Source organism: Grimontia indica (assembly GCF_000333895.2).
In the GTDB taxonomy this organism is placed as follows: Bacteria; Pseudomonadota; Gammaproteobacteria; order Enterobacterales; family Vibrionaceae; genus Enterovibrio; species Enterovibrio indicus.
In genome coordinates this window covers 181,585-205,653 of the sequence record NZ_ANFM02000012.1, presented here as the reverse complement: position 1 = coordinate 205,653, position 24,069 = coordinate 181,585, and the positions used below count along the sequence as shown (strand labels likewise).

At 52.0% G+C, this 24,069-nt stretch carries 24 protein-coding genes; 12 read left to right on the top strand and 12 right to left on the bottom strand.

Annotated features, from left to right (window positions below; genetic code table 11):
• The first annotated feature begins 8 nt into the window (after positions 1-8).
• Genes D515_RS07655 through D515_RS07605 form a run of 11 tightly spaced genes read left to right on the top strand, consistent with a single transcriptional unit; the run spans position 9 to position 11,083 of the window.
• On the top strand, positions 9-359 hold the full coding sequence (locus D515_RS07655; protein WP_002537541.1) for an ApeI family dehydratase: 351 nt from the start codon (positions 9-11) through the stop codon (positions 357-359).
• Positions 356-2,035 carry a glycosyltransferase family 2 protein gene (locus D515_RS07650; protein WP_002537540.1) on the top strand — a complete coding sequence of 560 codons (1,680 nt, stop codon included), beginning with the start codon at positions 356-358 and terminating at the stop codon, positions 2,033-2,035. Before D515_RS07655 ends, D515_RS07650 begins: the two co-directional genes overlap by 4 nt.
• Positions 2,016-3,560, top strand: coding sequence for an HAL/PAL/TAL family ammonia-lyase (locus D515_RS07645; RefSeq protein WP_002537537.1), 1,545 nt, complete (start codon positions 2,016-2,018; stop codon positions 3,558-3,560). Before D515_RS07650 ends, D515_RS07645 begins: the two co-directional genes overlap by 20 nt.
• On the top strand, positions 3,560-3,988 hold the full coding sequence (locus D515_RS07640; RefSeq protein ID WP_002537536.1) for an acyl-CoA thioesterase: 429 nt from the start codon (positions 3,560-3,562) through the stop codon (positions 3,986-3,988). The genes D515_RS07645 and D515_RS07640 overlap by 1 nt, the downstream gene beginning before the upstream one ends.
• Positions 3,978-4,592 carry an outer membrane lipoprotein carrier protein LolA gene (locus D515_RS07635; RefSeq protein WP_002537535.1) on the top strand — a complete coding sequence of 205 codons (615 nt, stop codon included), beginning with the start codon at positions 3,978-3,980 and terminating at the stop codon, positions 4,590-4,592. The genes D515_RS07640 and D515_RS07635 overlap by 11 nt, the downstream gene beginning before the upstream one ends.
• The gene (locus D515_RS07630) at positions 4,576-6,882 is read left to right on the top strand and encodes an MMPL family transporter (protein ID WP_002537534.1); all 2,307 of its coding nucleotides are present in this window, start codon (positions 4,576-4,578) and stop codon (positions 6,880-6,882) included. Before D515_RS07635 ends, D515_RS07630 begins: the two co-directional genes overlap by 17 nt.
• Positions 6,879-7,454 carry a DUF3261 domain-containing protein gene (locus tag D515_RS07625; RefSeq protein ID WP_002537533.1) on the top strand — a complete coding sequence of 192 codons (576 nt, stop codon included), beginning with the start codon at positions 6,879-6,881 and terminating at the stop codon, positions 7,452-7,454. Before D515_RS07630 ends, D515_RS07625 begins: the two co-directional genes overlap by 4 nt.
• A 17-nt stretch (positions 7,455-7,471) precedes the next feature.
• On the top strand, positions 7,472-8,677 hold the full coding sequence (locus tag D515_RS07620) for a beta-ketoacyl-[acyl-carrier-protein] synthase family protein (RefSeq protein WP_002537532.1): 1,206 nt from the start codon (positions 7,472-7,474) through the stop codon (positions 8,675-8,677).
• Positions 8,674-9,138, top strand: coding sequence for a hotdog family protein (locus tag D515_RS07615; RefSeq protein ID WP_039849742.1), 465 nt, complete (start codon positions 8,674-8,676; stop codon positions 9,136-9,138). The genes D515_RS07620 and D515_RS07615 overlap by 4 nt, the downstream gene beginning before the upstream one ends.
• The gene (locus D515_RS07610; RefSeq protein ID WP_002537530.1) at positions 9,135-9,860 is read left to right on the top strand and encodes a 3-ketoacyl-ACP reductase FabG2; all 726 of its coding nucleotides are present in this window, start codon (positions 9,135-9,137) and stop codon (positions 9,858-9,860) included. Before D515_RS07615 ends, D515_RS07610 begins: the two co-directional genes overlap by 4 nt.
• Positions 9,857-11,083 carry a beta-ketoacyl-ACP synthase gene (locus tag D515_RS07605; RefSeq protein ID WP_002537529.1) on the top strand — a complete coding sequence of 409 codons (1,227 nt, stop codon included), beginning with the start codon at positions 9,857-9,859 and terminating at the stop codon, positions 11,081-11,083. Before D515_RS07610 ends, D515_RS07605 begins: the two co-directional genes overlap by 4 nt.
• 67 nt (positions 11,084-11,150) lie before the next feature.
• Here D515_RS07605 and acpS read toward each other — a convergent pair whose 3' ends face one another.
• From acpS to rpoE, 11 genes are all read right to left on the bottom strand, one after another.
• On the bottom strand, positions 11,151-11,534 hold the full coding sequence (acpS, locus tag D515_RS07600; protein ID WP_002537528.1) for a holo-ACP synthase: 384 nt from the start codon (positions 11,532-11,534) through the stop codon (positions 11,151-11,153).
• A complete protein-coding gene (gene pdxJ, locus D515_RS07595) occupies positions 11,534-12,265 on the bottom strand; it encodes a pyridoxine 5'-phosphate synthase (RefSeq protein WP_002537526.1) in 732 nt (243 codons plus the stop codon). The genes acpS and pdxJ overlap by 1 nt, the downstream gene beginning before the upstream one ends.
• Positions 12,262-12,975 (bottom strand): DNA repair protein RecO, encoded by a 714-nt coding sequence (gene recO / locus D515_RS07590; RefSeq protein WP_002537525.1) that lies wholly within the window; start codon positions 12,973-12,975, stop codon positions 12,262-12,264. Before recO ends, pdxJ begins: the two co-directional genes overlap by 4 nt.
• Positions 12,976-13,007: 32 nt before the next feature.
• On the bottom strand, positions 13,008-13,922 hold the full coding sequence (gene era / locus D515_RS07585) for a GTPase Era (RefSeq protein WP_002537524.1): 915 nt from the start codon (positions 13,920-13,922) through the stop codon (positions 13,008-13,010).
• Complete coding sequence (gene rnc / locus D515_RS07580; protein ID WP_002537523.1) at positions 13,919-14,593, bottom strand: ribonuclease III; 675 nt, start codon at positions 14,591-14,593, stop codon at positions 13,919-13,921. The genes era and rnc overlap by 4 nt, the downstream gene beginning before the upstream one ends.
• A gap of 11 nt (positions 14,594-14,604) precedes the next feature.
• Positions 14,605-15,504 (bottom strand): signal peptidase I, encoded by a 900-nt coding sequence (gene lepB / locus D515_RS07575; RefSeq protein WP_002537522.1) that lies wholly within the window; start codon positions 15,502-15,504, stop codon positions 14,605-14,607.
• Positions 15,505-15,535: 31 nt separating this feature from the next.
• Positions 15,536-17,332, bottom strand: a complete 1,797-nt coding sequence (gene lepA / locus D515_RS07570) for a translation elongation factor 4 (RefSeq protein WP_002537521.1) — start codon at positions 17,330-17,332, stop codon at positions 15,536-15,538.
• Positions 17,333-17,408: 76 nt separating this feature from the next.
• On the bottom strand, positions 17,409-17,903 hold the full coding sequence (locus D515_RS07565) for a SoxR reducing system RseC family protein (RefSeq protein WP_002537520.1): 495 nt from the start codon (positions 17,901-17,903) through the stop codon (positions 17,409-17,411).
• Complete coding sequence (gene rseB, locus D515_RS07560) at positions 17,900-18,874, bottom strand: sigma-E factor regulatory protein RseB (protein ID WP_002537519.1); 975 nt, start codon at positions 18,872-18,874, stop codon at positions 17,900-17,902. Before rseB ends, D515_RS07565 begins: the two co-directional genes overlap by 4 nt.
• A 4-nt stretch (positions 18,875-18,878) precedes the next feature.
• A complete protein-coding gene (locus D515_RS07555; RefSeq protein ID WP_002537518.1) occupies positions 18,879-19,496 on the bottom strand; it encodes an RseA family anti-sigma factor in 618 nt (205 codons plus the stop codon).
• Positions 19,497-19,526: 30 nt separating this feature from the next.
• Entirely contained in the window at positions 19,527-20,105 is a 579-nt protein-coding gene (gene rpoE / locus D515_RS07550; RefSeq protein ID WP_002537517.1) for an RNA polymerase sigma factor RpoE, read from the bottom strand.
• A gap of 426 nt (positions 20,106-20,531) precedes the next feature.
• On the opposite strand from rpoE, the gene nadB reads away from it, so the two are divergent.
• Positions 20,532-22,145 (top strand): L-aspartate oxidase, encoded by a 1,614-nt coding sequence (gene nadB, locus D515_RS07545; protein ID WP_002537516.1) that lies wholly within the window; start codon positions 20,532-20,534, stop codon positions 22,143-22,145.
• Positions 22,146-22,214: 69 nt separating this feature from the next.
• Here nadB and D515_RS07540 read toward each other — a convergent pair whose 3' ends face one another.
• Positions 22,215-24,023 carry a methyl-accepting chemotaxis protein gene (locus D515_RS07540; protein ID WP_002537514.1) on the bottom strand — a complete coding sequence of 603 codons (1,809 nt, stop codon included), beginning with the start codon at positions 24,021-24,023 and terminating at the stop codon, positions 22,215-22,217.
• Positions 24,024-24,069 lie beyond the last annotated feature (46 nt).

Below are 24,069 nucleotides of genomic sequence, written 5' to 3'. Positions count from 1 at the left end.
GGAAAAACATGCAACGCAAACCCACATTACTCAACGCAGAAACCGAAGCCAACAGCGTGATCCTCACACTGAAGGTTGATAGTGGTCTGGAAGATTTCAAAGGCCACTTCCCAACGTTTCCGATTCTGCCCGGCGTCACCCAAATCGATTTAGCCATACGCTACGCCGAAGAGTATCTGTCACTTGATGGTCAGTTTGGTGGCATGGAGGTGATTAAGTTTCAAGACCCTATCCTGCCGGAAGCCGTCGTAACCCTGACGCTGACGTGGGATCCGGAGAAACGAAAGCTCTACTTCAGCTACCAATCCAACGATAGAGCCCATTCTTCAGGTCGCGTTTTAATCAGCGAGGCGAAATGAGCCATTACTCACCTTGCTTTCTCATTCCCTGCTACAACCACGGTGCCGCCATTGGTGCTGTGGTCGATGCGCTAAAAGCGTTTGAACTGCCGATTGTTATTGTGGATGACGGCAGTGAAGAGCCCACCAAAACGGTGCTGGATACGCTCTCACAGGAGGATGACGTGACGCTTCACCGCCTTGAAGAAAACCAAGGCAAAGGCGGCGCAGTGATGGCAGGCTTGAAGCAGGCGCAAATACTGGGCTTCACCCATGCACTTCAAATCGACGCTGACGGACAACATGATCTCACCGCGGTACCCGCGCTAATTGAAGAATCTCAAACGCATCCAGACTCCCTGATTTCCGGCAAACCTATCTACGATGAATCCGTACCCAAATCCCGATTGTACGGACGTTATATCACCCACTTCTGGGTGACGCTGGAAACCCTGTCGACCACCATCAAAGATTCCATGTGTGGATTCAGAGCCTACCCGCTTGCCCAGACACTCAAAGTGATTGAAGCGTCTTCACCTGGCAAACGAATGGACTTTGACATCGAAATCATGGTGCGCCTCTACTGGGATGGCTGCGATATTCGGTATATCGACACCAAAGTGATTTATCCCGAAGACGGCTTGTCGCACTTTGATGCGTTTAAAGACAACGTTCGCATCAGCAAAATGCACAGCCTGCTGTTCTTTTCCATGTTGCCAAAAATCCCCCGATTGCTGGCAATGAAACGGAGGAACAGCCAGCACTGGTCCGCCAGAAAAGAACGCGGCACCATTCTGGGCATCAAATTACTTCTGGCCACATACAGCCTGTTGGGCAGAAAAGCTTTCAGCCTGATGCTGAAACCTGTGATGTATTACTACTGGTTAACAGGCAAAGTCGCGCGGGAAGCCTCTGAAGATTACCTGCAAAGAGTTGCCACCTATACCGGTGAAAAGCCACTAAGCAGTTACCACCACCTGCTCTCTTTTGGCGAAACCATGCTGGATAAACTCGCGGCCTGGAAAGGGGACTTTGACGTTTCCAATCTCACCATTACCGGCGGTGAACACTTTCATCACCTGGTGGAAGACAAGCGCGGCGCAGTGCTGATCGGTTCCCACCTTGGCAATATCGAGCTTTGTCGCGCCCTCAGTCGTCGTCACTCAGGCGTCAAAATCAACGCGCTGGTGTTTACTGAGCATGCTGAGCAGTTCAATTCAGTGATGGATGAAGTGAACGCTGACGCTTCGGTTAACCTGATGTCGGTGTCGAACCTTGGCCCTGAAACTGCCATCATGCTCCAGCAAAAAATTGATGATGGCGAATGGGTCGTCATTGTCGGCGACAGAACGTCGGTGACCCGTGAAGGGCGCGTGGTCATGGCAGATTTCCTAGGCGAACCTGCACCTTTCCCACAAGGGCCTTTCGTGCTGGCGTCGGTGCTGAAAGCCCCTGTTCTTTTGTTGTTTGGCCTTCGTGATGAGCAAAGCCAAACACCGCACTTCAATGTGCACTTTGAACCGTTTTATGACCCAATTCGACTGCCCCGCGGAAAGCGTGAAGAAGCGCTTCAGGAAGTGGTCAATCAATACGCAAAGCGCCTTGAGCACTACACCCTCAAAGCCCCTTTGCAGTGGTATAACTTTTTTAAATTCTGGCAGTTAACGAGCAGCAACAATGACAAGTCACACGGATAACACCATCGTTTTCGGGGAAGCGCCCCTTACCATTGAATCTGTTGTCGCGATTGCCAATGGCAGCCGCGCCACATTGAATCCTTCCGAGGAATTTACGGCGCGAATTGACCGAGGCTCTCGATTCCTTGAACGCCTGTTGAAAGAAGAAGGCGTGATTTATGGCGTGACCACTGGCTATGGCGACTCTTGCACCGTGGCAATCCCGCCAGCGCTCGTTAATGAACTGCCGCTGCACCTGACCCGTTTCCATGGCTGCGGTTTGGGCGACAACCTCGACCACGTACAAAGCCGTGCGGTACTGGCAACCCGCCTCAACTCGCTGGCGCAAGGCGTGTCGGGCGTGACCATGGAGCTGCTGAGCCAGTTGGTCACCTTGATCAATCACGACATTTCCCCGCGCATTCCGCAGGAAGGCTCCGTCGGCGCCAGCGGTGATTTAACACCGCTGTCCTATGTTGCTGCAGCTCTGATTGGCGAACGTGAAGTGATTTACAAAGGCGAGCTACGACCGACTGCAGAAGTCTTTGCCGAGTTAGGTATCGAACCTATCATGCTGAAACCCAAAGAAGGTTTGGCGCTGATGAACGGCACGTCAGTGATGACCGCACTGGCCTGCCTCGCTTACAAGCGTGCAGAATATCTGGCGCAACTTTCTACCCGAATCACCGCCATGGTGTCGCTGGCAATGCATGGCAATGACTTCCATTTTGATGAAGCCTTGTTTGCCGTCAAACCTCACCCTGGTCAGCAGCAAATTGCCAAATGGCTGCGTGACGATTTGCAGGCAGACAAACCGCCTCGCAACAGCGACCGACTGCAAGATCGCTACTCGCTGCGCTGCGCGCCTCACGTGATTGGCGTGCTGCAGGACACCCTGCCTTGGGCTCGCCAGATGATCGAAAACGAACTCAACAGCGCCAACGACAACCCAATCATTGATGGTGACAACGAGCGCGTGTTGCATGGCGGTCACTTCTACGGCGGCCATATTGCTATGGTGATGGACTCGCTGAAAACCGCTATTGCCAACATTGCTGACCTGCTTGATCGCCAGATGGCGCAGCTGATGGACTATAAGTTCAACAACGGTCTGCCGTTTAACCTCACTGGCGCTGAAGGCGGTCGCAAGCCCATTAACCACGGTTTCAAAGCAGTACAAATTGGTATCTCTGCCTGGACGGCAGAAGCGTTGAAACACACCATGCCTGCGAGTGTCTTTTCACGCTCGACCGAATGTCATAATCAGGACAAGGTCAGCATGGGCACCATCGCTTCCCGTGATTGTCTGCGCGTATTACAGCTGACCGAACAAGTCACCGCAGCCAGCCTGTTGGCTGCCACGCAAGCACTGGAAATTCGCCGTAAGCATGGCGAACTGGATTTGAATCATTTCAGCCCAGCACTTCGCACCATGACAAAACACGTGCTGGATGAGTTTGAGATGGTGATTGAAGACCGCCCACTTGAGCAAGATCTTCGCCGTTTCGTTGATAACATTCAGCGGCAGGCTTGGGAGCTTTACTAATGACTGAGCGCACACTTAACGCCGAAGTGGTTCTCATGACATCCTTTCAGGATGCCGACCCGATGGGCGTTATCTATCACGGCAATTACTTCCGCTACTTTGAGGAAGCCCGCCGCGTGATGATGGAAAAGATTGATTATGGCTACCTGGCCATGAGTGCCTCGGGCTACATGTGGCCGATCATCGACACTGCCGTGCGCTACGTAAAACCTATCCAGTTCAATCAGGAAATTCGTGTCACTGCGACATTGACCGAGTACGAAAACCGTCTCCGCACTGACTACGTCATTTACGATGCGGAAAGTGGCAAACGCCTGACCAAAGGGCATACCACTCAGGTGGCAGTGTCTATCGCTGAACAGGAGATGTGTTTTGTCTCGCCTAAAGCTCTGACAGACCGACTGGAGGCATACTTCAATGCTGCGTAAGCTTGTCACTGCGCTGTTGACCTTCAGCCTGATGATATCGAGCCCCCTGACTTGGGCATTTGGACTTTCTGATCTGCAAAACACGCTGGAAAAGTCAGCCGTGATCAGCGGTGACTTCGAGCAAACCAAAGATATCGCGATGCTTAGCAAGCCTTTGGTATCAAACGGCAACTTCGTCTTGAGTGAAAAAGAGGGGCTGCTTTGGCTTCAGGCCACACCGTTTCCCGTCACCCTGATTTTGTCTGATCAAACACTTCGCCAGAAAATGCCAGGGCAACCGGAGCAGGTCATCCATGCCAAAGATAACCCGATGGCGTTTTACTTCAGCGACCTTTTCCTTGGTCTGTTCCATGCGGATGCAGATGTCCTGAACCAACAATTTAGCTATGAGCTGGATGGCAGCCCTGAAGCGTGGACACTTGTTCTGACCCCAACCGAGGCGCCACTGACAAAAGTCTTCAGTCAAATCACTTTATCAGGCGGTCACAACATTGATGTCCTGACGATGGAAGAGCTCCGCGGTGACAAAACCACAGTGACTTTCAGCAATATCCAACACGCATCAGCGCTGACTGACGAGGAGCGCCGTGCGTTCAACGACTAAAGCCATACTATGGCTGATTGCCCTGTTTCTTCTCGCAACCACCGCGATACTGCGCCACCCAAGCGGCGCAGCGATGCTCGACACCAACATCCTTAACCTGCTTCCTGAAAACCAGCAAGATCCCCTGGCTCAGAAAGCCTTTGATGAGGTGGCTGGCAGCATGGAAGATCAGGTACTGTTCCTTGTCTCCGCCGACACTCAAGAACAGGCCCTAAAAGCCGCCCGCGCTTTTGAAGCAGAACTTCAAACACTGCCACTTTTCAGCAAAATAAATGGCAAATTGTCTGATGAAGAGCAATCAGCCTGGGTCAGCACCTATGCGCCTTACCGATACCAATTGCTGACTCAGGAACAACGCGAGATCCTCAAGCACTCGCCTGCCATCCAGACCGCCAAGGTCATCCAACAGGTATACAACCCTTTTTCCGGGGTGACTGGCGCTGAACTTTCAGGCGACCCCTTTTTGCTGTTCCGCGATTACCTGCAAACAATGAACAAGCAAAACCAGCGCTTTTCCATCACAGAAGGTTATCTGACCACAGAGCAAGACGGCACATTTTATATTCTGCTCCGCGGCACGCTTTCCGGCTCAGCCTATGCCATGCAAACCCAACAACAGCTGGCAGAGCTCGCCCAATTAGAGGATGCCAATGCCGCGCAGTTTGATGCTCAAATCTTCCATACCGGCGTGGTGTTTTATGCGGCTTTTGGGACTGACAGCGCTAAATCTGAAATCAGCACCATCGGCGTTGGCTCTCTGCTCGGCATCCTGCTTTTGGTGCTTTGTGTCTACCGCAGTCTTTTACCTGTCAGCCTGACCTTACTGTCGATTGGTACTGGCGTCGTGACGGCTTTTTCCGTCTGTCTTCTGGTGTTTGGACAAATTCACCTGTTCAGTCTTGTCATCGGCGCCAGCCTGATTGGTGTCTCGATAGACTATGCCTTCCACTACCTGACCGACCGCCTCGCGTCCGGCGCATCTTGGCGCTCAGAAGAGGGACTAAAACGCGTTTTCGTTCCCATCACCTTTGGCCTGATTTCCACGCTGATTGCTTATCTCAGCATGTTAGTTGCCCCTTTCCCGGGGTTGCAGCAACTTGCATTGTTTTCTGCAGCAGGCCTGATTGGCGCTTACCTGAGTGTGATTTTTTGGTATCCGCTGTTGGCGAAACGTCCAGCCAGATACCAGACACTGCCTCTCGCAAATTCAAGTAAGGGCTACCTGATGCTATGGCAACGCCCATTAGTGCGAATGGTCATGCCTGTTACTGCCTTGCTGGTCACTCTGATTGGCTTTTTTAACGCAGACTACGACGACAATATCCGCCAACTGCAATCCCTGCCACCGTCCTTGCAGGAGCAGGAATCGGTCATCAAGTCAGTGACTGGCCTCAGCAGCTCCCAGCCGATGCTACTGGTCAAAGGAAGCAGCGATCAGCAAGTGCTGGAGAATGCTTACGCTCTCGCGCCGGCACTTGAAAAGCTTCGACGTGAAAACGTCCTCTCCGGTTATCAAAACCCCGCGGACTTGGTAGCACCGGCTTCGGTACAGCGAGAGAACTTTGCTCTTGTTCAATCTCTTTATCAGTCAGAAGGTGAAAAGCTCGCTGCACAAATTGGCTTGGCGACGCCGCCACAACTCCCGGGCGACATTGATATTCTGACACCCGCGAAAATGCTTAACGCTCCAAGCAGTGAGCTGTTCTCATCGCTGTGGCTGCAGCCTGCTGAAGGGCAATATGCCGCTATTGTGATGCTGCAAAACGTAACTGACATGACCGCCATCAAACAAGCGATAGCACCTTTCCCAGAGGTGAGTGTACTTAACAAAGCTGAAGAAGTTTCCAGCCTGTTTGGTCAGTACAGACTGCGTATTTCCATGTTGATGGGCATCGCCTGCCTGGCGATTTTGGGCGTGCTCTGCGTGCGGTTCGGCCCTCGCCGTGCGGTTTGCATTCTTACCCCGCCGTTGCTCGCGGCCGGTGTAGCCTTGACCGCAGGCGCTATCAGTCCAGTTCCTATGAATTTGTTCAACCTGCTGGCACTGTTTCTCGTGCTGGGAATTGGTATCGACTACACCCTGTTTTTCGCCGAGCACAACGACAGTTATCGCGCCTTGGTCGCCAATACCCTTGCCGCCCTCACGACCATACTCTCTTTTGGCTTGCTGTCTCTCAGCCAAACCGAAGCGATTCACAGTTTCGGTATTACTGTACTGGTGGGTATTGTTGTCGCCTGGCTACTCGCACCATTGGCCATCCAACAGCCAGAAAAGGAGCTTCATCAATGATTCGTGTTGTACTCTGTTTGGCTTTTTCTCTGCTGCTTTCTGCTTGCGCGGCAGCGCCTGATAGCAATCACGTTGAAATCGCACCCGATAAGTTTGTCAGCTTACCCGCCCCTTCAGAGTTTGAAAGCACCGTCAGCGTGAACCAGCTGATTACCGCGAAGTGGAGTGACAGTACGCAGGTGCTGCCTGTGCATCTTGAAATCACCGAATCAGACGTCGTTTTAGTGGGATTCTCCAGTTGGGGAACCCGACTACTGACGCTCAATTACGATGGACAGACTCTGGAAACCGACAACCTCACGGGTCTGGGGGCCGTGTTGCCTGATGGAAAACAGGTGCTCATGAACCTGATGTTGACCTTATGGCCGGCCACTTCGTGGCAACCACATCTTTCACCGATTGGATGGCAACTGGTTGATGATGCTACAAGCCGAACCCTGCTCGATGAGAACGGCGAAACCGTGGCGAAAATACAGTATGATGAGCCCAAGGTTGCAGGAGGAGTTCCTGCCGATATCCAGTTTGAGCAAGTGCGCCAGCACTACCAAATCCAGATTCAAACCCTCGAATAACGGAAGAACAGATCGCAATGACCGACGCAGAGACACAAACAACTCCGGTTTATATCCATGCTTGCGGGTCGCACTCCGCACTGGGTGTGCGCTCTGAAGATATCCACCGAAATCTGCAAAGCGACAAGAGTGACGGCATCGAAGCCGAACGTTTCACTCTTAATGATGGCAAGGAAGTAATCGTGGGGCGCGTCCTGGAAGACCTTCCAGAAATCCCTGCGCAATTCCAACATCAACAGACACGAAACAACTGCCTGGCCTTGTCTGCCCTTCTGCAAATTCAGGACGCCGTTGAAAACGCCATGGGTAAATACGGTGAGGATCGCGTCGCCGTTATTGTTGGCTCCAGCACCTCAGGCATTTCCAACGGTGAAATCGCCCTTAGCGGGCAATCGCAGACCGGCGAGCTGCCAGAGAATTATCACTACTACCAGCAAGAGCTGAGCAATCTTTCAGATTTTATCAGTGACTATTTTGGCCTCTCAGGCCCAAGCTATGTGGTGTCCACCGCCTGCTCATCGAGCGGAAAAGTGTTCCTTTCTGCTAAAAGGCTGCTGCAATCAGGTATGGCTGATGCCGTGATAGTCGGTGGTGCTGACACCCTTTGTCGTTTAACACTGAACGGTTTTCATGGCTTGGAATCTGTCTCTTCCGGGCTATGCCGCCCGTTTGGCGAAGGGCGCGACGGTATCAATATCGGTGAAGCCGCTGCGTTTATGCTGCTTTCTCTAGAGCGCCCGGAAGAAGCCGAGCCTATAGCATTGCTTGGCGCAGGTGACAGCTCTGATGCCCACCATATCTCAGCTCCAGAGCCGGAAGGTCGCGGCGCAGAAGAGGCCATGATGAAAGCATTGGCAGATGCCGGACTGTCGCCAGACAAGATTGGTTACGTCAATGCGCACGGCACTGCCACACCTCTCAACGATGCGATGGAGTCCAAAGCCATCAGCCGTGTATTGGGTAATAATGTCCCGGTCAGCTCAACCAAGCCGCTGACAGGTCATACACTTGGGGCTGCCAGTGCGATAGAGGCTGCCATTTGCTGGCAAATTCTTCGCCACGATCTCACGCTCCCCATCCCTGATGCACAAGCAGGTCGCGACCCAGAGATCGCGCCAATTCGTCTGGTAACAGCAAATCACAGACTGGAAAAACACGCTATTTTGAGCAACTCGTTTGCCTTTGGCGGGAACAACGTATCGCTAATTTTTGGAAAACTATGAGTTCGCAACCACAACTTCACGAGCTGCTGCCTCACGAGGCACCCATGATCCTTCTCGATACGCTGATTGATGTCGGTGATTTGCATGTGCACTGTCAGGTAACATCCAGTGAGAGCAGTTTGTTTTTCGACAAAAACATGAATGGTATTCCGGGCTGGGTGGGCATTGAGTTCATGGCTCAGTCTGTTGCAGCGTGGTCGGGTTACCAGGCTAGCAAAGACAATAAAGCACCACCTATCGGATTTTTGTTGGGCAGCCGCCGTTACAAATGCGATACCCCCAGCTTTCCTGCCGGTGCGCTTTTAAATGTGCGTGCTAACCACGTGATGGAAAGCAATGGTATGGCCGTGTTTGCCTGCACCATTGAACATGAAGGTGAGGAACTCGCATCGGCCCAGCTCAATGCGTATGTGCCTTCAGAAGAAAAGTTACAGCAAATGTTAAAAGGAACGTCCCAATGAGTCGTGATGTATTGGTTACTGGCGCAAGCAAAGGCATTGGCCGAGCTATCGCCATTCAACTTGCCAAAGACGGTTTCAATATCGTGATCCACTATGGTCGCGACAAAGCGGGCGCTGAAGCGACGCTGGCAGACATCACCGAGCTGGGTGGTTCTGGTCGTTTAATCTCTTTTGACATTGCCAACCGCGAACAATGCCGTCTTGAACTTGAGGCGGATATGGCAACCCATGGTGGATACTATGGCGTTGTGAACAATGCAGGTGTGACAGCAGACACCGCCTTCCCGGCCATGACAGAAGGTGAGTGGGATGGCGTGGTTCATACCAACCTTGATGGTTTCTATAACGTGCTGCACCCTTGCGTGATGCCAATGATTCAGTGCCGTCGCGGTGGACGCATCGTAACCATGGCATCTGTTTCTGGTCTGATGGGTAACCGCGGACAAACCAATTACAGTGCCGCCAAAGCCGGTATTATTGGTGCTAGCAAGGCACTGGCTCTGGAGCTTGCAAAGCGCAAAATCACCGTAAACTGTGTAGCACCGGGCCTTATCGACACCGGTATGGTGGACGAACACGTGAAAGAACATGCCCTTCCTCAGGTGCCATTGCGCCGAATGGGCAAACCGGAAGAAGTGGCCGGTCTGGTCAGCTATCTGATGTCAGATTCCGCCAGCTATGTCACCAGACAGGTAATCTCAGTCAATGGAGGACTGATATGAATCGCAGAGTTGTTATCACTGGCATGTCCGGTGTTACTGCATTCGGTAACGACTGGCAAAGTGTCCAGCCAAAGCTTGCGGCGATGCAAAATGCCGTTCGCTACATGCCTGACTACGAGCAATATGATGGCCTGAACACCAAACTGGCCGCGCCAGTGGAAGGATTCAGTGTGCCAAAACACTATCCACGCAAGAAAGTGCGTGGCATGGGGCGAGTTTCCCAACTCTCCACAGTGGCAACAGAAAATGCCCTCGAGCAAAGTGGCCTGATTGGCAACGAGGTGCTGACTAACGGTCAGACAGGTATTGCCTACGGCTCCTCCACAGGCAGTACACCAGCGATTGGTGCTTTCGGTGTGATGTTGAATGACAAGAGCACCCGCGCCATTACCGCGACAACCTACGTGCAAATGATGCCTCACACGACCGCAGTGAATGTGGGTCTGTTCTTTGGCCTCAAAGGCCGAGTGATCCCGACCAGCAGCGCCTGCACATCAGGCAGTCAGGCGATTGGCTACGCCTATGAAGCCATTAAGCACGGCTACCAGACCGTGATGGTGGCTGGCGGTGCGGAAGAGCTTTGCCCAACTGAATCAGCCGTTTTCGACACCCTGTTTGCCACCAGCCTGAAAAACGACGAACCGGAAAAAACACCGCGCCCGTATGACACAGAGCGCGATGGCCTGGTGATTGGTGAAGGCGCAGGCACACTGGTGCTGGAAGAATATGAGCATGCAGTTAACCGTGGCGCCAACATCATTGCCGAAATCGTTGGCTTTGCCAGCAATTGCGATGCCGCACACGTCACCCAGCCTACCAAGGAAACCATGCAGATTTGCATGGAGATGGCGCTGCGTGATGCCAATCTGGCACCGGAAAAAATCGGCTATGTTTCCGCGCACGGTACAGCCACTGAAAAAGGGGATATCGCAGAGAGCAACGCCACCGCGAATATCTTTGGCAACCAGACGCCTATCAGCTCACTGAAAAGCTATTTTGGCCACACTCTTGGTGCTTGTGGTGCCATTGAAGCCTGGCTGAGCCTTGAGATGATGAACAGTGGCTGGTTCAGCCCTACTCTCAACCTCGACAACATCGACCCAGCTTGTGGCGAACTGGACTATATCCGCGGCGAAGGGCGCCACATCGACTGTGAATACATCATGAGCAATAACTTTGCCTTTGGTGGTATCAATACGTCGATTATCTTCAAGCGTGTCTGATGATTGATAGCAAAACGCCCGCATCTGCGGGCGTTTTTGTTTGTGTGGTCGGCATTAGAGTAAAAAGCTAGTTGGTTTCTAACAGCACCGTAGCCACGGCATAACGCTTCTCATCAGCGATGGTGAGGAAAATGTTCTTCACACCACGCTCGTCGGCAAGCTTTCGCGCTACACCGGAGAAATCCACCACAGGCTTTCCAAGCTCATCGTTCGTCACTTCAAAGTCATGCAAAGTCACACCACAAGCGATCCCCGTCCCCAGCGCTTTTGAAGCGGCTTCTTTTACAGCGAAACGCTTGGCAAGAAAGCGGGCCGGGAAGTTAGAGCTGGAATAGGTTTCCAACTCGTTTTCTGTCAGCACACGTTTAGCAAACGCATCTCCGGTGCGCGCGATGATTTTCTCAAGGCGCTCAATTTCTACGATGTCAGTGCCAAGGCCAACCACAGCCATTAGCGGCGCGCTTCCAGCATCAGCGCTTTCATGTCTGCAACTGCTTTTGGCAGGCCTTCAAATACTGCGCGGCCCACAATCGCGTGACCGATGTTTAGCTCGTAAATCTCTGGAATCGCCGCAATAGGCTTCACGTTGTGGTACGTCAGGCCGTGACCAGCGTTTACCTTGATACCCAGATCGTCTGCGTAGCTTGCTCCCGCTGCGATTTTCTTCAGCTCTGCCTGCATGTCTTCTTCAGTCGTCGCTTCTGCATAATGGCCTGTGTGCAGCTCAATAAAAGGAGCACCACAGGCTTTTGCTGCGTCGATTTGCGCGCGGTCTGCATCGATGAATAGCGACACTTTAATACCCGCTGCAGTCAGCGTTTCCGTTGCAGCTTTCACTTTATCAAGCTGGCCAGCGACGTCTAAACCGCCTTCGGTGGTCAGCTCTTCACGCTTTTCAGGGACCAGACACACGTAAGCCGGCTTCACTTCCAACGCGATGTTGACCATCTCATCAGTCACTGCCATTTCCAGGTTCATGCGGGTCTGGATGGTGTCTTTCAGAATATGAACGTCGCGGTCTTTAATGTGGCGACGGTCTTCACGCAAGTGAACGGTAATACCATCCGCGCCCGCACGCTCTGCAATATCTGCAGCGTGGACAGGATCAGGGTATTGGGTGCCACGTGCATTACGAACGGTCGCGACGTGGTCAATATTGACGCCCAGATAAATGGTACTCATTGCGTTAATTTCCTTGTTCTTAACATAAAAAGCTCACGGCTTTTGAGCGGTTTGGAGCCAAGATAAGGCTTGAGGGCCAAGCGTGTAAAGCGCTTCGCCGCTTTTAGCTGTTCTGCCGTTGAGAATTGTCTTGTTGCCAGCGCTTCTAAGTCGCTGCCCGTAAAAGTGAGGTTATTGCTTTTCATCAGCGAGGCGACAAAACCTTGCTGCTCCCGGAAGATATACGTCATCGATGCATCGACTGGCTCACCGCTACCCGCGCAATGCAGGAAATCGACCCCGTATCCAAGCGAGTCCAACAAGGCGAGTTCGAAGCGTCGTAGCGCCGGTTCAGGATTGCTGTGCTGAGCTAGGTCAGTCAGCGCATTGACGTAATCAAAGAAAAGTTGATGGTACGCGGTTTCAGGCTCCACAACCCGGCTTAAGATCTCATTGAGATAAAACCCCGAAAACAGGGCATTGCCTGAAAGCGGGATCGCAAGCCCCATGGCTTCAGCATGACGCAAGGTATGCATTTCGCCGCGGCCGGACCATTTCATCAAGAGAGGAGTAAAAGGCTGGAGCGCCCCTTTTAAGGGAGAGCGTTTACCACGGGCGCCTTTCGCCATCAAACTGACGCGCCCGTGATTTTCGCTGAAAACATCCAGAATCAGGCTGGTCTCACTGTAGGGTCGTGAGTGCAGAACAAAGCAGCGCTGCAAGCCTTCCATATTGCTCCTGAATGTCTCAGCCAATGACGCTGTTAAAGGTCGTCGATGTAACCGAGGCTGCGCAGTGCGCGCTCGTCATCAGCCCAACCGGATTTCACTTTTACCCAAAGCTCAAGGTAGACCTTGCGCTCGAAAAGATCTTCCATATCGAGACGGGCTTCACGGCCGATGGTTTTGATTTTGTCGCCACCCTTGCCGATCACCATACGCTTCTGACCGTTACGCTCAACCAGGATCAGGCCATTGATTTCAAAGCCATCCGTGTCTGGGTTGTAATCAAAGCGCTCGATTTCAACGGTCACTGAGTATGGCAGTTCATCACCGGTGAAACGCATCAGCTTTTCACGGATGATTTCAGACGCCATAAAGCGCTGAGAACGGTCTGTGACGTACTCTTCCGGGAAGTACCACTCGCCTTCCGGCAGGTGGTTACGAACCAGCTTCTCGACCACATCAATGTTGGTGCCGTGTTTCGCTGAAACAGGCACCACGTCGATGAAGTCCATTTTCTCGCTGACTTCCTGAAGGTGCGGGAACAACTCGCCCTTTTCCTTCACGTTATCGACTTTGTTGATCAGCAGTACGGTTGGCAGCTCAGCTTTCTTGAGCTTGTTCAGTACCATCTCATCATCTTGTGTCCACTGTGTGCCGTCGACCAGAAACAGTACCAGCTCAACGTCAGTCAGGGAGCTTGAAGCCGCACGGTTCATCAAACGGTTGATGGTGCGCTTTTCTTCAATGTGCAGTCCCGGTGTATCCACATATACCGCCTGATAACCATCACGGGTATCAACCCCCATGATACGGTGGCGCGTGGTTTGCGGTTTACGCGAGGTAATAGACAGCTTCTGCCCAACCAGACGGTTGAGAAGTGTCGATTTGCCCACATTTGGGCGGCCTACGATGGCAATAAAGCCACAGTGGTGCGTTTCGTGCGTGTCTGTCATGAGTCCAGCTTTTGCAATGCCAGTTCTGCAGCCGCTTGCTCTGCCTTGCGACGACTGCTGCCTTTACCTACGACAGGTCGATCCAGACCTGCTACTTCACATTCCACCGTAAATTGCTGGTTATGCGCTTCGCCTTGTACCTTAGTCACATTATAGGCAGGCAACGGCTTACGACGCCCTTGCAGGAATTCCTGCAAACGTGTTTTCGGATCTTTCTGGTTCGCGCCCGGCTGGATAGTTTCCAGACGTTGTTTGTACCAGCTCAATACAATTCCACGTACCGTTTCCAGATCGCTGTCGAGGTAGATAGCACCGATGATCGCCTCAACGGCGTCTGCCAGGATAGAGTCGCGGCGGAAACCGCCACTTTTCAGCTCACCCGGCCCCAGTTGCAGCACATCACCCAGTTCGAACTCGCGGCCTAGTTCAGCCAGCGTGTTACCACGAACCAAGGTTGCACGCATGCGGCTCATATCACCTTCATCAACGTTCGGGAAACGATGGTAGAGGTCGTCAGCAACGACGAAACTCAAAATAGAATCGCCCAGAAACTCTAAACGCTCATTGTGGTTTCCACTGGCGCTTCGGTGTGTCAGGGCGAGACTGAGAAGCGCCGCATCACTAAATTCATAGCCGATGCGACGCTGTAATTTATTTATAGGTGTTGTCATGTCGTTCCAAGTTAATCAATGCCGCCGATGCGATTGAAACGCACCCCGACAGGTACCCAAGACGGCAGGAAACTGTCGCCTTGTTCATCAAATTCAAAACTGATCCAGATACCGACTGCTTTACCTACCAGATTAGCCTCAGGTACAAAGCCCCAGAAGCGGCTGTCTTTACTGTTGTCGCGGTTGTCACCCATCACGAAGTACTCGCCTTCCGGCACCACCCACTCACCCAGACCCGGTGTTGGGTAATACTGACCTGCTTGATTCGACATATATGGGTTCACCAGAATCTGGTGAGGCTCAACGCCCAACTCTTCCTGCGCCTGAATCAGGTTCGCGCCACGCTGAACGAACTCACTCTTGTGAACATCATCCACTGGCACCAATTCGCAGGTCGATTCACCTTTCTTCTGGATGCACAGGCGTTTGTCTTCGCTGTAGCGAACCGTATCGCCCGGGACACCAATCACGCGCTTGATAAAGTCGATGTTTGGCTGTGGTGGGTACTTGAACACCACCACGTCACCGCGCTCTGGCTTCCCGGTTTCGACCAATTGATGGCGGAATACGGGATCTTTCAGGCCGTAAGCGAACTTCTCCACCAGGATAAAGTCGCCCACCAACAGTGTCGGCATCATAGAACCAGATGGGATCTGGAACGGCTCGTAAATAAACGAACGCAGCACCAGAACAAGGCCAATCACAGGGAACACGGAAGCTGAGGTTTCTACCCAGCTTGGCTGAGGGGCAACTTGTGCAACCTGCTCTTCACTTAACTCACCACCGTCCACATTGAGCGCTTCAGCCGCTTTTTGCTGGCGTCGCGGCGCCCATTTGAACTTATCCAGTGCCCAGATAATCCCAGTAAACAGGGTGACAAGCACCAGAATCAGCGAGAAAGTATTAGCCATCGTGTTCCCCTAAACCTTTAATCCCTTTTTATTACTTATCTTTGCCTACGTGCAGAATCGCCAGGAACGCTTCCTGAGGCAGTTCGACGTTACCGATCTGCTTCATACGTTTCTTACCTTCTTTTTGCTTCTGCAGTAGTTTCTTCTTACGGCTTACGTCACCACCGTAACACTTCGCGGTAACGTTTTTACGAAGCTGTTTCACGGTCGAGCGCGCAATAATGTGGTTACCGATTGCTGCCTGAATCGCGATGTCGAACTGCTGACGAGGGATGAATTCTTTCATCTTCTCAACCAGATCACGGCCACGGGATTGCGCCTGATCTTTGTGAGTGATGATAGCCAATGCATCCACGTTGTCGCCGTTCAGCAATACGTCAACACGCACCATGTTCGATGCTTCGTAACGCTGGAAGTTGTAATCCAGAGAAGCATAACCACGAGACGTCGATTTCAGACGGTCGAAGAAGTCCAGAACCACTTCTGCCATTGGAATATCGTAAGTCAGGGCGACTTGGTTACCGTGGTAAACCATATCAACTTGAACGCCACGCTTCTCGACACACAAGGTGATAACGTTACCCAGGTACTCTGAAGGTACCAGGATATTACAGCGTGCAATTGGTTCACCCATCACTTCGATATCATTAACCGCTGGCAATTTCGCAGGGCTATCAACGTATAGGGTGTCACCGTTGGTCTTCTTCACTTCGTACACTACGGTTGGTGCCGTGGTGATCAGATCCAGGTTGTATTCACGCTCCAGACGCTCCTGGATGATTTCCATATGCAGCATGCCAAGGAAACCACAACGGAAACCAAAGCCCAGTGCTGCTGAGTTTTCTGGCTCGTAGAACAGTGACGCATCGTTCAGGCTCAGTTTGCCCAGTGCATCACGGAAGTTTTCGTAGTCATCAGACGAAACAGGGAACAGACCTGCATAAACCTGAGGCTTCACTTTCTTAAAGCCTGGTAGCGGTGTTTCTGCACCGTGCTTTGCGTGGGTCAGGGTATCACCCACTGGTGCGCCCAGAATGTCTTTAATACCACAAACAACCCAGCCCACCTCGCCGGTACGCAGACCTTGGGTGTCAGTTTGTTTTGGTGTGAAGATACCGATGCGATCAACGCCCCACACCTGACCGGTGCTCATGACTTTGATCTTGTCGCCTTTCTTCAGCTCGCCATTCTTAATACGAACCAGCGACACAACGCCCAGATAGTTATCGAACCATGAGTCGATGATCAGCGCTTGCAGCGGCGCTTCTGGGTCACCCTCAGGTGCCGGAACATTCTTAACGATATCTTCCAGAACCAGATCTACGCCCAGACCTGTTTTCGCTGAACAGCGGGTCGCTTCGGTCGCATCGATACCCACGATGTCTTCAATCTCTTCCGCTACGCGGTCAGGATCGGCCGCTGGCAGGTCAATTTTGTTCAGGATTGGAACCACTTCCAGATCCATTTCAATCGCGGTGTAGCAGTTCGCCAACGTCTGAGCTTCTACGCCCTGACCCGCGTCCACCACCAGCAAAGCACCCTCACACGCCGCCAGAGAACGAGAAACTTCGTAAGAGAAGTCAACGTGTCCCGGGGTGTCGATGAAGTTCAGCTGATAGGTTTCCCCATCCTGCGCTGCATAATTCAGCGTCACACTTTGTGCTTTGATGGTGATACCACGTTCGCGTTCAAGATCCATGGAATCCAGAACCTGCGCCGCCATTTCACGGTCAGTTAGGCCGCCACAGACCTGAATAAGACGGTCTGACAGAGTCGACTTACCGTGGTCAATGTGGGCAATAATCGAAAAGTTACGAATGTGCTTCATAAATGGTGTGACTAACTCGTTAGTTAAAATAAGAGGATCTTACGATCAAGTGGCGGGATTCTACCGAAATTAATGGCTAGTCGCTATCCTCTGTTGCGGCATTTATCACCGCCGCCAGGTCTATGGGATTACCAAGGATGCGTAACAGTTTAGGCGTTGCGCCTGTTTCCTGCTCCAGCTTTCGCGAAAAATGGCGTGCTACAAAGAATCCCAACCCGCCAGCAAGCAGAGAAAACAAAATGATCACGCCTTCTCCCGCAGCCATCAAATCTGCGAGAAACTGCCCGAAAACAGCCCCTGCAATCGCAAACAGCAGCGGCAGAATGTAAACCACCAGCGCTGAACGCAGTACCGTCTGCTCTTCCAAGCCAATTTCAACCAAGGTTCCCGCATCGACTGGTTTTTCTGACGGTACACGGATATCCAGCACTTTGCCCGGCAGCGCATTACTGACAATGCCCGTACCGCAATTGCTCTTGGACGCGCAACTGCCACAGCTGGTTTTCTGCTGGCAGCGAACAGTCAGATAACCCTCGCCACTGCCAGTAACCTCTGCCAATGCCGTGATCATGGCGTTGGCGTTCCTTCCGCGGCTTGTGGCGCTGTCATACGAACTGATTCAGCCACTTTTTTCGCGGTCGCTGGTGGAATGTCTCCCACGACAGTAATTTCTGCATTGCCGGAGACATGGCTGTGCAGGGTGCGGCGGCCTTTTCTCACCAGCTGCTCGCGCACTGACAGGTCATCAGCTTCTGACAGATAAACCGAGAAACTAAACAGACCATCGCTGAACATCTGGCTTTCAACTGGGCGCTCAGTGATCATCAAGCGGTGACGATTGCTGTAAATCGGCGAGAAGCCTTCCGGCAAAGAAGTGACTTGCCAACTCAAACCAGCGTCACGCTGCTTTGGTACCTGAACCACAGGCGGCAATTCGATAGCAGACATCTGCTTCATCACATCACCAATCTGCGGAGATATGACCAACGACAGTGCGCGGTATTGCTCAATGGGATCACCATCGCGATCGAGAAGATCGGCGCGGGTCAATAGCTTGGTCTTTTGGTCAATCCAAAGCACATAGGAATATCGCGCACCATCTTTGGGTGAAACGCGCACTACATCACAAGGCAACCCGGCTTCACGTGCTCGTCCCAGCGGCACGAAATCGTACATGGTCGAGAGGTGGTCAATATCGGAATGCATGATGGCAGGCAATGGTGCCACCATTTGATTGCTCGCAATGGTAAACGGGTCAATACCAGGCTCGAAGTAACTCACTTCATCACCACGGCGAATCACTTCACGCGGAGGGCCGGCAAGATAAGCGATATGACCGAATGACTCGCCGTCAACTAACGCATGGCGAAAACGGAGGGGCTCAATACTGTTTTTGCGGACCAGAATATAGGAAAGTTCGTAGTCCAATTGTTCGGTTGCCTGGCCCATCTGATGCAACAATGCCTCGGCGGGATTTTCTTCCGTCGAGGCATTCGCGACCAGACTGACCAGTGCAAAAGCACCGATCAGGAGTTGTTTCATCAATCTAGTTGCTCACTTCTGGTGTTAGCTTCTCGTCTTGTTCAATCATTTCATCAGCATTGAGACGAAGCTGCAACTCATAGTCCTGGAACATGGCGTTGACACGGCGACGCTGCTCCATCAATTGCGCTTCAGTTGGATTACCCTGCAAGGTTTCACGGCTAAGGCTTACAGGCTCAGCAGAGCCAGCCAAAGGAATGGTCTGTAAAACTGGGGGCTGTGAAGCTGCAAGAACCGGATCCAACTGCTCGCCGCCGTTGTATTGCTGAACACCAACAATCACGGCCAGTGACACTGCGGCAGCCATACCCACCTGGGTGAGTTGCTGCAACCAAGATGGCATGCCTTTTTTGGCAGCTGCCGGTGTAGGTTGTGCTTCCTGAATTGGAACAACATTGGGTGCAGAGTGCGCACCGTGCGCAGGCTCAGCTTCCAGTGCCATCGCAACATTTGATGCGATGTCCCAACTTGGGTTAGGCGTTTCTCCACGCATTACATCACGGGTGACAGCAAAGCTTTTCCATGTTTGCTGAGCCGATTGATCGTTTTCCAGCGCATCAATCATCGCTTGATCAATCTCGTCACCATCAAATAATGCGGAAAGGTTTTCTTTTTCAGCCATTTATTTCACCGTTATCAACAGGTAACACTGTTAGTGGTTCATCAGAGGACGAACACGTTTGTCTACCGCTTCCCTGGCACGGAAAATACGCGAACGTACCGTTCCTACCGGGCAGTCCATCACTTCTGCGATCTCTTCATAGCTTAAGCCATCGATCTCACGCAGGGTGATCGCCGTTTTCAGATCGTCAGGTAAAGATTCAATCGTACTGAAAACGACCTGTTTCAACTGTTCTGACAACATAAGGTTCTCAGGGTTCGAAATTTCTTTCAGTGCGCCACCATTTTCATAGTTTTCCGCTTCTTCTGCGTCAATATCGCTTGATGGTGGGCGTCTGCCCTGTGCAACCAGATAATTCTTCGCTGTGTTCACCGCAATACGGTAAAGCCAAGTGTAAAACGCACTTTCTCCGCGAAATCCCGGCAAGGCGCGATACGCTTTTATAAAAGCTTCCTGCGCAACATCAGGCACATCGCCGCTGTTGCTGACATAGCGAGAGATCAGATTGCATACCTTGTTTTGATATTTTACGACCAGCAGGTTAAATGCCTGCTTATCACCATTCTGTACGCGCTCAATTAAGGCTTGATCGGTTAACTGCTCGCTCATTCGAGCGCCTTCTCCTTATTATTGATACCAGTAGTCTGCTTTCACTGTGGCAGTGTTCACCGCTAAGGTCAGAACACTGTTAGCTACCGGTATTTCTTCTCGCTCTTTGCCACTGTGGTGCCCGGCTTCTTTTTCTGCCGCGCGGTTTTTATTGAGTGAGCACAGTGTATGAGTGAAACATTAAAAGAAAGTTCCCTAAACGGATTTCCGTCGTTATACGATTAGATCCGGATCGCAAAGTCTATCAGAATGTTTGGTCACACCCTAACCAACTCTCATTCTGCCGTTCCCACTCTGTCGCATAATGAAGCAACTGGCAACGTTCTACGTGTTGCCACATTAGTGTAAACTCACTGAAATGACTCGAACTCGTTGTTTCAGGTAGCCGGCTGACATGGCTGCTTGGGAGAAAGGAATACGTAATCAATGAGCAACCAAGAACACGTGTGTGATGTGCTGGTGATCGGCAGCGGCGCTGCTGGTCTGTCTCTGGCGCTCCATTTGGCGCCGACCCAAAAAGTGATGGTGCTGAGCAAAGGACCGCGCAGCGAAGGGGCGACCTACTACGCACAAGGCGGTATTGCTGCAGTCTTTGATGAAAGTGATTCTGTTGAATCCCACGTTGAAGATACGCTGATTGCCGGTGACGGCATTTGCGAAGAAAACGTGGTGAGCTTTATCGCCGAAAATGCCAAGGAATGCGTTCAATGGCTGATTGATGGCGGTGTCCCTTTTGATCGCGAAGAAGACAGCGACGATGATGAGCCCAAATTCCACCTAACCCGTGAAGGTGGCCACAGCCACCGACGCATTCTGCATGCTGCTGATGCAACGGGCGCTGCCGTGCAAACCTCGCTGCAAGAAAACGTAATGCAGCATCCCAACATCAAAGTGATGGAGCGCCACAACGCGCTGGATCTTATCACCCGCAAGAAAATCGGGATTTCCGGTGCTAACCGCGTGCTGGGTGCCTACATCTGGAACCGTGACCGTGAAGCCGTCGAAACCGTGCGTGCTAAGTTTGTGGTTCTTGCCACAGGCGGTGCATCCAAGGTTTACCAATATACCTCCAACCCAGATGTTTCCTCTGGTGACGGTATTGCTATGGCATGGCGCGCAGGCTGTCGGGTTGCCAATCTTGAATTTAACCAGTTTCATCCGACCTGCCTGTTCCACCCAGAGGCTCGTAACTTCCTGCTGACGGAAGCGCTACGTGGCGAAGGCGCATTTTTGCGCCGCCCTGATGGCTCCCGCTTTATGCCGGACTTTGATGAACGCGCCGAGCTTGCGCCGCGTGATGTGGTCGCCCGGGCAATTGACTATGAAATGAAGCGTCTGGGTGCGGACTGTATGTATCTCGACATCAGCCACAAAGATCCCGATTTCATCACCAAGCATTTCCCAACCATTGATGAAAAGCTGAAAACCTTTGGTTTTGATTTGACGAAAGAAGCCATTCCTATCGTTCCTGCTGCTCACTACACTTGTGGCGGGGTAATGGTAGATCAGAACGGTCAGACAGATTTGCAAGGCTTATACGCGATTGGTGAGGTCAGCTACACCGGCCTTCACGGTGCTAACCGCATGGCGTCAAACTCGCTGCTCGAATGTGTGGTTTACGCTTGGGCTGCCGCCATGCACATTGGGGAGAATGCAGGCACCGCAGAAGTTCCTCCAACGCTACCATACTGGGATGACAGTCAGGTATGTTGCTCAGACGAAGAGGTCGTTATCCAACACAACTGGCACGAGTTACGCCTCTTTATGTGGGACTACGTCGGCATTGTGCGCTCTACCAAACGTTTGGAACGCGCGCTTCGCCGTATCGAACTGCTCAAGCAAGAAACCAACGAGTACTACAGTAACTTCCGCGTTTCCAACAACCTTCTGGAACTGCGTAACCTGCTTCAGGTGGCTGAACTGATGGTGCGCTGTGCCATGGCACGGAAAGAAAGCCGAGGCCTGCATTACACCATCGATTACCCAGACAAGGCAGAAGATTCCGGCCCAACCATTCTGGTGCCAGACTTCCCTTGCTGAATCACAGATAGCAAAAAGCCCTCACAAGAGGGCTTTTTCATACCTGGCGCTATAAAGCTATCTATCTACTCAAGAGCGGAAGCTCGATACCGCTGATTCCAGCTCACGGCTTTGCGCTGCGACCCGCGCTGCTGCTTGAGCATTTTCAGTGGTCGAGACAGTGTTCTCTGATGTGATTTCCTGAATCGAATGAACGTTCTGGTTCACTTCTTTTGCCACCATGCTCTGCTCTTCAACTGCGGCGGCAATCTGGGTACTCATATCCATGATCTGCTGCATATCAATGATAATGTTATCCAGCTCTGATGCGGCTTCTTCGACATAGCTGACCGACTGTTCGCTGTCACGCTGACAATGGTTAATGCGGTCAACGACACTGTTGGTTTGCTCCTGAAGTGAAGCAATCATGGTCGCGATCTCATCCGTCGATTTGTTCGTGCGGGTAGCTAGGGAACGCACTTCATCGGCAACCACCGCAAAACCACGACCTTGCTCACCGGCACGAGCTGCTTCAATCGCTGCGTTCAGAGCCAACAGATTGGTTTGCTCCGAAATGTCTTTGATCACATCTACCACAGTACCAATCTGTTGAGAGAGCGACACCAAACTATGAATGTCATTGTTTGCAGTCCCCAAGCCGTTAGACAATGTCAGGATGGCTTCACGGGTTGTCTGCACGGTTTGATGACCTTTCTGAGCGCGGGCAAGGCTTTGGCCTGCATTCGCAGCAGCCGTTTCAGTGTTGCTGGCAATCTCACGAATCGTCGCTTCCATTTCATTGACGGCTGTCGCTGCCATATCGGCTTCTGAATGTTGACGGCCCAATGCCGCTTCAGCGTTATTGCTACGAGATTGCACATCTGAAGCGGTAGCATTCAATGTTGTGATTGAGACTTTTACACCTGCAATCAGGGTCTGACAGTGTTCCAACACGGAGTTAAAGTCTTTTGCTACCAGCGCAATCTCATCCTTGCCTTCGGCTTCTGCACGCAGGGTTAAATCGCGGTCTGCCGCCACTTGCTCCATAGTGCGGGTTAACGTGCTCAGACGGCGCTGGATAAAACGGTTGAGCAAGATACTGGCTGCGATAAGCAGCGATGAAATCACCACCAGCACTATCAAGGCGCTGATGGTCAGAGTGCGTTCTGCACTTTCCAACTCGTTGGCCAGTTGTGCACGCATGTCGTCAAAGTCAGCTTCCACCTGATGAGTTTGGCCTCGGATGTTACCTAAAAGGCCTGACTTGTGATCAAGCCCTACCTCACGGCTGACTTGCATGTAGCGCTCTACCAAAGTTTTCTGGGCGTCCAGAGAAGTCAGGCCGGTTTCACGCTTCACGTTTTGCCAGACTCGGCTGAATTCTTCAAAGCGCGCTTCATTTGCATCCACCATCAAAAGCCGGCTCAGCGTCACCAGATAAGCAATGTCATCGATTGATGGGTTGTCTTGCAGAAGCTGCTCGTTATTTGCGGTTAGCTCGCCATGAATACCCGAAGTACGGTTCAAGCCAAGTCTTTCGTAGCCCTTCGACAACGTCAGAAAACCGCTGTGGTAATTCTTCATCGCCTGAGAAACCGCACTGATTTGTGGCAAGGTGATATCCAGACGATCAGCGTCTTCTGCCAAGGTATTCAAATCGTTTTCAAACTTGGCAACGTTACCGGAGAAGCGCTCTACGTATTTAGCATCCAATCTCGCCAAAAAATCTTTTTCATTACGACGCAGGTTAAGCAAACGTACTTCAAGCTCTGCAACCAGGGATTGTTTGGTTTTCAGGTCCACCATTCGATCAGAGGCTTGCCACCCGATGAACGCGAATAAAAGTAACGACAGGGCGGAAAACGCCGTCAGACCGTATAATTTTGTTCTTATTTTCATGTCACCTCTTCCCTCTCTACTTCTTGAGTCGGCGGTAGCACTGATG